Here is an 8980-nt window from a genome sequence, read left to right as displayed (position 1 = left end):
TGCGATAAGCCGTGGGGAGGTGCGAACAACCTTTGATCCGCGGATTTCCGAATGGGGAAACCCACCTTCGATCTCTGTTATTCCGAAGAGTTTGATCTGCGCGCACAGCGCAGGATCAACGTCATCGTGTTCCTTGAAGGGGAACGGCGGGCTTTGGCCCCGGCGTCGCGCAAGCGGCGCTAGGAGCGAACGCGACGCCGAGCCAATGCGAGGGGCGCGCCGCTTGCGGCGCAAAAACGCGATGTCTTTGGACTAACAGAGATCATGAGAAGGTATTTATGACTGAATCCATAGGTCATAAAAGCGAACCCGGTGAACTGAAACATCTAAGTAACCGGAGGAAAGGACATCAACGAGACTCCGTTAGTAGTGGCGAGCGAACGCGGACCAGGCCAACGCTTTTGATCTTCCAACTCGAACCGTCTGGAAAGTCGGGCCATAGCGGGTGACAGCCCCGTAGGGATTTCGAAGATTGAGAGATACGAGTAGGGCGGGACACGTGCAATCCTGTCTGAACATGGGGAGACCACTCTCCAAGCCTAAGTACTCCTCAGCGACCGATAGTGAACAAGTACCGTGAGGGAAAGGTGAAAAGCACCCCGACGAGGGGAGTGAAACAGTCCCTGAAACCGGATACCTACAAACAGTCGGAGCCCAAGGTTCGTCCTGGGTGACGGCGTACCTTTTGTATAATGGGTCAGCGACTTAAAGTAACGAGCAAGCTTAAGCCGGTAGGCGTAGGCGCAGCGAAAGCGAGTCTGAACAGGGCGTTCAGTTCGTTGCTTTAGACCCGAAACCGAGTGATCTAGCCATGAGCAGGTTGAAGGTGCAGTAACATGCACTGGAGGACCGAACCGGTGTCTGTTGAAATAGACTCGGATGACTTGTGGTTAGGGGTGAAAGGCCAACCAAACTCGGAAATAGCTGGTTCTCCGCGAAAGCTATTTAGGTAGCGCCTCGCATGTATTCTCCAGGGGGTAGAGCACTGGATGGGCTAGGGGGTCCCACAGACTTACCAAACCCAACCAAACTCCGAATACCTGGAAGAACTGTGCGGGAGACACACGGTGGGTGCTAACGTCCATCGTGGAGAGGGAAACAACCCAGACCAACAGCTAAGGCCCCCAATTCGCAGCTAAGTGGGAAAGGATGTAAGAATCCCAAAACAACCAGGAGGTTGGCTTAGAAGCAGCCATCCTTTAAAGAAAGCGTAACAGCTCACTGGTCTAAATAAGGGTTCTCGCGCCGAAGATGTAACGGGGCTCAAGCTGCGAGCCGAAGCTTTGGGTTCATCCGCAAGGGTGAGCGGTAGCGGAGCGTTCCGTAAGCCTGTGAAGGAGTAGTCGTGAGACGCTCTGGAGGCATCGGAAGTGCGAATGCTGACATGAGTAACGAGAAACACTGTGAAAGACAGTGTCGCCGAAAGTCCAAGGGTTCCTGCGTAAAGTTAATCTTCGCAGGGTTAGCCGGTCCCTAAGGCGAGGCCGAAAGGCGTAGTCGATGGGAATCACGTTAATATTCGTGAGCCAGCGGATGGTGACGCGTGGGGTAGATTGTCTGGACTTACTGGATTGTCCGGGCAGTGAACTCGCGCCAGGAAATAGCCTCCGCATCAGACCGTACCCGAAACCGACACAGGTGGACTGGTAGAGCATACCAAGGCGCTTGAGAGAATGACGTTGAAGGAACTCGGCAATTTACCTCCGTAACTTCGGGATAAGGAGGCCTTCTATCTGCGCAAGCAGGTGGGAGGGGCACAGACCAGGGGGTGGCAACTGTTTAACAAAAACACAGGGCTCTGCGAAATCGCAAGATGACGTATAGGGTCTGACGCCTGCCCGGTGCCGGAAGGTTAAGAGGAGAGGTTCACGCCTTGAATTGAAGCCCCGGTAAACGGCGGCCGTAAATATAACGGTCCTAAGGTAGCGAAATTCCTTGTCGGGTAAGTTCCGACCTGCACGAATGGCGTAATGACTTCCCCGCTGTCTCCAACGTCAGCTCAGTGAAATTGAATTCCCCGTGAAGATGCGGGGTTCCTGCGGTCAGACGGAAAGACCCCGTGCACCTTTACTGTAACTTTGCATTGGCATTCGTGTCGGCATGTGTAGGATAGGTGGTAGGCTTTGAAGCCGGGGCGCCAGCTCTGGTGGAGCCACCCTTGAAATACCACCCTTATCGTCATGGATGTCTAACCGCGATCCGTCATCCGGGTCCGGGACAATGCATGGTAGGCAGTTTGACTGGGGCGGTCGCCTCCCAAAGAGTAACGGAGGCGCGCGATGGTGGGCTCAGAGCGGTCGGAAATCGCTCGTCGAGTGCAATGGCATAAGCCTGCCTGACTGCGAGACAGACAAGTCGAGCAGAGACGAAAGTCGGTCATAGTGATCCGGTGGTCCCGAGTGGGTGGGCCATCGCTCAACGGATAAAAGGTACGCCGGGGATAACAGGCTGATAACCCCCAAGAGTCCATATCGACGGGGTTGTTTGGCACCTCGATGTCGGCTCATCACATCCTGGGGCTGGAGAAGGTCCCAAGGGTTCGGCTGTTCGCCGATTAAAGTGGTACGTGAGCTGGGTTCAGAACGTCGTGAGACAGTTCGGTCCCTATCTGCCGTGGGTGTCGGAGAATTGAGAGGATTTGTCCCTAGTACGAGAGGACCGGGATGAACATACCTCTGGTGGACCTGTTGTGGCGCCAGCCGCAGTGCAGGGTAGCTATGTATGGACGGGATAACCGCTGAATGCATCTAAGCGGGAAACCCACCTCAAAACCAGTTCTCCCTCGAGAGCCGTGGAAGACGACCACGTTGATAGGCCGGGTGTGGAAGCAGGGCGACCTGCGTAGCTTACCGGTACTAATAGCTCGATCGGCTTGATCGCTCTCATTTATCAACGCCCATCGCAAACGGCGATGGCAAAAAAACAAATAGAAAGACCATAGCGGGCTTCGGCAATCGGCAGTAGGCAGTCGGAAATCGACTGCCGAAGCCCGACTGCCGACTGCCCCTCTTGCTTCGAAATGTGTTTCGCCGGCCTGGTGGCCCTCGGCGAAGCGATCAGACCCGATCCCATCCCGAACTCGGCCGTCAAACGCTTCCGCGCCAATGGTACTATGTCTCAAGACCTGGGAGAGTAGGTCGTCGCCAGGCCTGCCAAACACATCCTCCTCTTCAACGATCTCGCAAAAAAACGGCAAGCGAATAGGGAGTGGCGAATAGCGAGTAGACCAAACTATTCGCCAGTCGCCACGCCCTATTCGCTCCCTGCCGCGGGGTGGAGCAGCCCGGTAGCTCGTCAGGCTCATAACCTGAAGGTCGTAGGTTCAAATCCTACCCCCGCATCCAGGATGGCTTTCCAGATTATAAGCGCAGATTGTGACTTACGCGCCGGTCGTTGACCTTGTCGGTGGGGCCGCGTAATTTCGTTCCAGCAGGTGGTTTGTTCGCGATTAATCTTTTCTTGAAGATTTTCGCTCCTCCGTCAGTCCAGTTGCGCTCGATTCTGACTTGGCCGGCTCGCCGGTTGACGCGACCCAGGGGCAATGTTGTCACCCAAAACGTCTCGCCTCCTAGAACGCCCCGCGTGTCTGGAGCTCCGGAAAGACGTCGCGAGGGAGGGGTCCTCCTTCGTCGCTTTGAGTTCCGAGCCCTGGCTGGGGATTGATCCCACGCTTCAAATTGAGCGTGCGCGCTTCCTGCAACTCTCCTACGCTTCGCGAAATTGCGACCCGCCCACGCGGCCGATTTTACGCTTTTGGCTTGGAGAGGCGTCCTACCGAGATCATATTCTCCCGGCGCCGGTCGACGGTCTGGGCGTGGCGATCATCCGATCGCCACGCGGATGCAAAGACGTCTGGATCAGCCCGACCAATCGGCCTGGCCGCTTTGAATTCGACCTTGTGGAGATGGGAAGGGCCCGCTGTCTGGACGTGATTCGTCGCCTGCGTCGCTCTCCCAAGCGACTTTTCTTCGCCGTCGCCGCCGGATGGGTCGGTTTAGAGGAAGAAGCGGACCTCAATTGGCGCTGGGCCTTGGGTGGAGAGCCGCTCGACGCCTATGCCGCCTGGCGCGCGCGACGCCATCTTGACCGCGAACTCCCGGCAAGACCGACCGACTATTCCGGCGCTCGGCCCCATTTCTGGTTTTTTGTCGACGTTGCGGGCGCGTCGGCGCAAGAAGTCGACGCAACCTGCGCGTCGATCCAGGGACAGTCCTCCGACCAGTGGCGCGTGCGTTTGGAAGGCGCGACCAAAGATCTACGCGCGCGCGCGTGTGGCCGATTGGACGGGTCGAGCCCAATTCCGGCCGGACGAAAACCCGCTCCCGACAGATTTCGTCGCCTGGCTGCGCGCCGGGGATCTCGTCCGCCCCAACGCCGTCGCCTGTTTCGACGCATATTTTTCCAGATTTCCGTCGCATCAACTGGCCTATTGCGACGAGATTTGCTCAGATTACGCCGGCTGGAAACCCGTATTGAAGCCAGGGTGGAGCCCAACTCTTCATCTCTCGCAGCCTTATATCGGTCGCGCGGCCTTCGTTCGCGCGGCGCTTGCGGGCGCTCGCCAAGACGACATGTCTGCAGACCGGGTCGTTGATGGGTTATCGCCGCACGAGGTCGGCGCTCTGCGGCTGCCTCTGTTCGAATTCCCGGCGGCTCCCGCTCCGACGCCTGCGCAATTTGAAGCGATTTGCAGAGACGCGCGACCATCGGTCAGCATCGTCATCCCGACGCGGGACAAGGCCGACCTTCTCGAGGCTTGCCTGGCGAGCCTTTTCGAGCGGACGGCGTATTCGAATTTCGATGTGGTCCTCGTCGATAATGATAGCGTCGAACCGCGGACCCTCGAACTGATTCGGGATATTGAAGCGACCTTTGATCGCTTGAAAGTCGTCAAAATACCTGGAGAATTCAATTTCTCCACGCTGAGCAATGCGGGCGCGCAGGCCTGCGATGGCGAGTTCCTTCTTTTTCTGAATAACGACACGCAGATCGTCACGCCGGACTGGATCGAACGGCTGCTTTATTTCGCCCGCGACCCGAAAGTTGGCGCAGTCGGCGCCAAGCTCCTCTACCCGGACCGGAAAACGCAGCATGTGGGCGTGCTTTTGGGCATGGGCGGCGTCGCGGGCCATTTCGGCGCCGGTCTCGACGAAAAAGCGCCGGGGTGGTGGGGCCGTAATCTCGCGCCGCATGAAGTTTCCGCCGTCACGGCGGCATGCATGATGGTCGAGCGAAAAAAATTCGACGCGGCCGGGCGTTTCGACGAGGTCAATCTTCCTGTGGATCTCAACGACGTCGATCTCTGCCTGCGCCTCGGCGAGCGCGGATGGCGGACCATCTGTCATTCGCAAGTCGTTCTTATTCATCATCAGTCCGCCAGTCGCGGCGGAGGATTGCGGCTTCAGCAGGTATACGCGCGCGAGAGACGCTTTTTTTTAGAGCGTTGGCGCGCAGTCATAAGGGACGATCCCTATTTTCACCCAGGACTTTCCCTATATGCGACGACGGAAATGCTTCCTTGAGGCCGGGTTGCGCCCTGCTCTCGCCGGGATTATTTTTGGATGATCGCAAATAGCGCCTGCAGGAACGAATCGCATCGCGCCGCGCGCCCTTCGGCGCAAGTTTCTCCCGACGAAGGCCCGGCCAAAGGCATATGAAGAAGCAGGAGCCGCCCAGATCCCCGAAGCTTCTGGGATGGATTCGCGCGACGCAAAAGGCGCTCACGCCCGGAGCGGCGCGGCGAGGGCTACAAAACAATTTCGGCGACGATCTCAGGCGCCGACTCCCAATCCTGTCTCAGAGCGTCGAGGCCGTCTCCGACGCCGTTTCGACGATCGGCGGGGGCGGCGGTTGGCTTCGCAAGAGCTTTATCGTCGCGGTTTTGCTGCCGACTGTCCTATTTTTTTTCTATACGGCTCTTTGGCAATCGAGGCGCTACGTCGCCGAAACCCGGTTGACGGTGCGCGAGGCGGTGAAGAAGGAGCCGTCGAAGTTAGACGCGGCGTCCATCGCCGCGAAACTGACCGGCGGGGGCGGCGGCGGCTCGCGGGACGTCCAGAACTCTTTCATGGTTCTCAATTATATCAAGAGCCGCGCCATCATCGTCGACCTCGGCGGTCGCGCTTATCTCGAGGGGAAGTTCGCCGGGTCCGGAATAGACTATTTTTCCCGCCTGTCGAAGGACTCCAATCTCGAAGATCTTTGGCGATATTGGCTTGGCCATATCTCCGCGAGCGTCGACACGATCTCCGGAATTCTTACCGTACGCGTCGACGCTTTCGCGCCGGAGAATGCGCTCGATCTCGCCAAGGACATTGTTCGCCTCAGCGAAGAACTCGTGAACAAAATCACGCTGCGCAATCGTAGCGACGCGCTCGCACGCGCCGAAAACGAAGTCTCTCTCTCTCGTCAGAAGCTCGCCGACGCGCGTGAGAAAGTTCTTCAATTCCGAAACGACAATTTCCTGATCGATCCTGGCTCCCGCGCGGCGAGCCTTGGCGAGATGATCTTCAAACTGACGATGGAGCGCATCGAGATCGTCAATTCGATGTCGACCTTCGCTTCCTCTCTTTCGAGCGATGCGCCGAGCCAGAGGCTCCAGCGCACCCGCCTCGCCTCCATCGATCAACAGATCGCCGACCTGAAGAAAAAATTGACCGACAGCCAAGGGTCAGATGTGGTTTCGACTCAGATCGCCTCCTATGAAAAACTCAAGCTGGAGGAGCAATTCGCGGAGCGCCTCTATGCGATTTCGCAATCGGCTTACGAGAGCGCGCGTCAGGAGCTTCAACGCCAGCAACTCTATCTCGTCACGGTCGTCACCCCGACAATGCCGGAGTCGGCGACTTATCCTAAGGTGATCGGCAATACTCTGCTTCTTTTCGCGGCTCTGCTGATCGTCTGGGCGATCATCTCGCTCGTCGTCGCGAGCATCCAGGAGCAGCTGATCTGATGTCTGTCCCAGTCCTGCGAAAAGTCGATGTCACTTCGCCATATGATCGCGGACGAGGAAGGCCAGACCAACGAGAATCGCCCAGCCGAGCACGGCCGGCGCGACGATGATCGACCATTCGATCCAGCGGCGCGGATAGATCGATTTTTCAGCGAGCGTCGGGCGCAGGAAAGGAACGAGATAGGCGCGCTGGCGTTCGAGATCGATGCGGGCGCTTTCATAGGTCGACGAGGCCAGCGCATATTGCTGCTGGGCGAGGCCGAGCTCGACCTGGCGTTCGGAAAGAACGCCGGCGCGATCCGCCAGCGTCGCGCTATTCTCCCTGCTCGCGATCTGAGCCGTATATTCGGCGATTTGCTTCTTCAAGCTGTCCACGCGCGCGTTGAGAAGCTTGACTTGCGGGGATTGAGTCGCCGACGCGCTTGACTGCAGGGCCAGACTTTCCTGCGCGGCCGCCAGATCCAACCGTAGCTTCGTGATGATCTTGTTGAGGGCTTCCGCCGCCGCCGGCGCATCGAGAACGCCTTCGGCGTTGCGGGCGTCGCGCATATTGACGGTCGCGATTTTCAAATGCTCTTCGGCGCGCGTCAACTCGGATTGGGCCTGTTCCAGCGCGTCGCGCCGCGAGCGCGTCGACATCTCGTTAACGAGCTTTTCGGAGAGGTCGATGATTTTCTGAGAGATGAGGAGCGAATCTTCCGGCGTGAAGGCGCGCACCTGAACCGAGATAATGCCCGACATCAGATCGACGCTGGCGTCGACCCGTTTCTTCCAATATTTCTCAAGCATTTCGATCGGATCGTCCGAGTCGAAGCCCGAAAAATAGTCGATCCCCGGACGCGAGAATATGCGCCGCAGGTCGATGCTCTTGTCGAGCGTGTAGACCATCGAACGTCCCAGAATATAATTTGTGACGACCTGCGAATCTTGGAGCTGCTTTTCGTCTCCGCCGCTGACGCCGAGCGCAGCGAAAGAGCTTTCGGATCCACGCAGGGCGAATTTGGTCTCGGTCAGATATTGTTTGCTGGCGATGAGACCCCAGTAAACCGACGCAACAAACACTGGCGCTATGACGCAGAACGCGAAACTCCCCCAAAGGCCCTTTTGGAAGGCTTTCTCGCCGCGGCGAACGGCGTAACCGCCCCCCGCGATTACGCTCGAGGGCGCGCGGGACCTGTTTGCGGCGCGCCGCAAGGCGCGCGAAATGGCTTTTGCGATCCGGTCTGCATCGTCGGGACCGATCGCCTCGTGCGAGCGGGGGAAGGCGACCTGTTGGGCATTTTGCGCGACGGTATCAGGCATTGAGCTTCTTGTAGAGTTCGATGGCGTCGTCGACATCCCGGAAAACATGCATCTGTCCGCCGGCGAGAACAATGCCGCGATCGCAATAATCCTTGATCGTGCTCATGGCGTGAGACACCATGACGATGTCGGCCTTTTTTCTGCGCCTGTCGAACTCTTCCTTGCAGCGGGCGGCGAAGCGGGCGTCGCCGACCGCCGTCACCTCGTCGATCAGATAGCAGTCGAAATCGATCGACATCGACAGTCCGAAGGCGAGGCGAGCGATCATGCCGGAGGAATAGGTCATGATGGGCACGTCCATATAGGCGCCGACCTCTGCGAAATCCTCCACGAAAGTAATGATCTTGCGTGGATCCTGACCGTAGATTCTCGATATGAATTTGACGTTTTCCCGTCCGGTGAGCTTGGGATGAAGTCCGCCGGAGAAGCCGAGAGGCCAGGAAACTCTTACTTTTCGTCTGACGCGGCCGCCATTGGGCAGTTCCGTTCCGGCCAGAATTCGCACAAGGGTCGATTTCCCCGCGCCATTGACCCCCAGAATGCCGTAGCTGCGCCCCGCCTGGAATTCCAGGCTGATATGGTTGAGCACGACCTTCCGGTGCCCATTCGATTTGTAATATTTATAAACGTCTTCGAGTTCGATCATGTCCCGAGTTCGATCATGTCCAATGTCGCCAAGCGAGCGAAAAGTGAGGTTAGCCGGTTATTCTGGCTTATCAATGACGG

Annotated in this window: 4 protein-coding genes, 1 tRNA gene and 2 rRNA genes (1 of these 7 only partly in view); 5 read left to right on the top strand and 2 right to left on the bottom strand. The window is 57.9% G+C overall.

What is annotated here, in order from left to right:
- The 5 genes from MMG94_RS11800 to MMG94_RS11780 all read left to right on the top strand — a co-directional run.
- A 23S ribosomal RNA gene (locus MMG94_RS11800) occupies positions 1 to 2880 on the top strand; it begins 67 nt to the left of the window's first position.
- 153 nt (positions 2881 to 3033) lie between these two features.
- Positions 3034 to 3149, top strand: a 5S ribosomal RNA gene (rrf, locus tag MMG94_RS11795).
- A gap of 118 nt (positions 3150 to 3267) precedes the next feature.
- Positions 3268 to 3344 (top strand) — tRNA-Met (locus tag MMG94_RS11790).
- Positions 3345 to 4055: 711 nt separating this feature from the next.
- Positions 4056 to 5522, top strand: a complete 1467-nt coding sequence (locus MMG94_RS22145) for a glycosyltransferase family 2 protein (RefSeq protein WP_081495756.1) — start codon at positions 4056 to 4058, stop codon at positions 5520 to 5522.
- Positions 5523 to 5653: 131 nt separating this feature from the next.
- Positions 5654 to 6952 (top strand): KpsE/RkpR family capsule polysaccharide export protein, encoded by a 1299-nt coding sequence (locus MMG94_RS11780; RefSeq protein WP_016922110.1) that lies wholly within the window; start codon positions 5654 to 5656, stop codon positions 6950 to 6952.
- Between the two features lie 30 nt (positions 6953 to 6982).
- On the opposite strand, the gene MMG94_RS11775 is transcribed toward MMG94_RS11780, so the two are convergent.
- On the bottom strand, positions 6983 to 8254 hold the full coding sequence (locus MMG94_RS11775) for a KpsE/RkpR family capsule polysaccharide export protein (protein WP_016922111.1): 1272 nt from the start codon (positions 8252 to 8254) through the stop codon (positions 6983 to 6985).
- On the bottom strand, positions 8247 to 8900 hold the full coding sequence (locus MMG94_RS11770; protein WP_016922112.1) for an ABC transporter ATP-binding protein: 654 nt from the start codon (positions 8898 to 8900) through the stop codon (positions 8247 to 8249). The genes MMG94_RS11775 and MMG94_RS11770 overlap by 8 nt, the downstream gene beginning before the upstream one ends.
- Between the last annotated feature and the right edge of the window lie 80 nt (positions 8901 to 8980).

Source organism: Methylocystis parvus OBBP, from assembly GCF_027571405.1.
Lineage (GTDB): Bacteria > Pseudomonadota > Alphaproteobacteria > Rhizobiales > Beijerinckiaceae > Methylocystis > Methylocystis parva.
The sequence above is the reverse complement of the archived record's forward strand: the minus strand, read 5'-3'. Positions and strand labels throughout refer to the sequence as shown.

Excerpts from the sequence above, each read along its gene's own strand:
- MMG94_RS11770 (WP_016922112.1), bottom strand. The coding sequence starts at position 8,900 with ATGATCGAACTCGAAGACGTTTATAAATATTACAAATCGAATGGGCAC.
- MMG94_RS11780 (WP_016922110.1), top strand. The coding sequence starts at position 5,654 with ATGAAGAAGCAGGAGCCGCCCAGATCCCCGAAGCTTCTGGGATGGATT.
- MMG94_RS22145 (WP_081495756.1), top strand. The coding sequence starts at position 4,056 with ATGCCGCCTGGCGCGCGCGACGCCATCTTGACCGCGAACTCCCGGCAA.
- MMG94_RS11775 (WP_016922111.1), bottom strand. The coding sequence starts at position 8,254 with ATGCCTGATACCGTCGCGCAAAATGCCCAACAGGTCGCCTTCCCCCGC.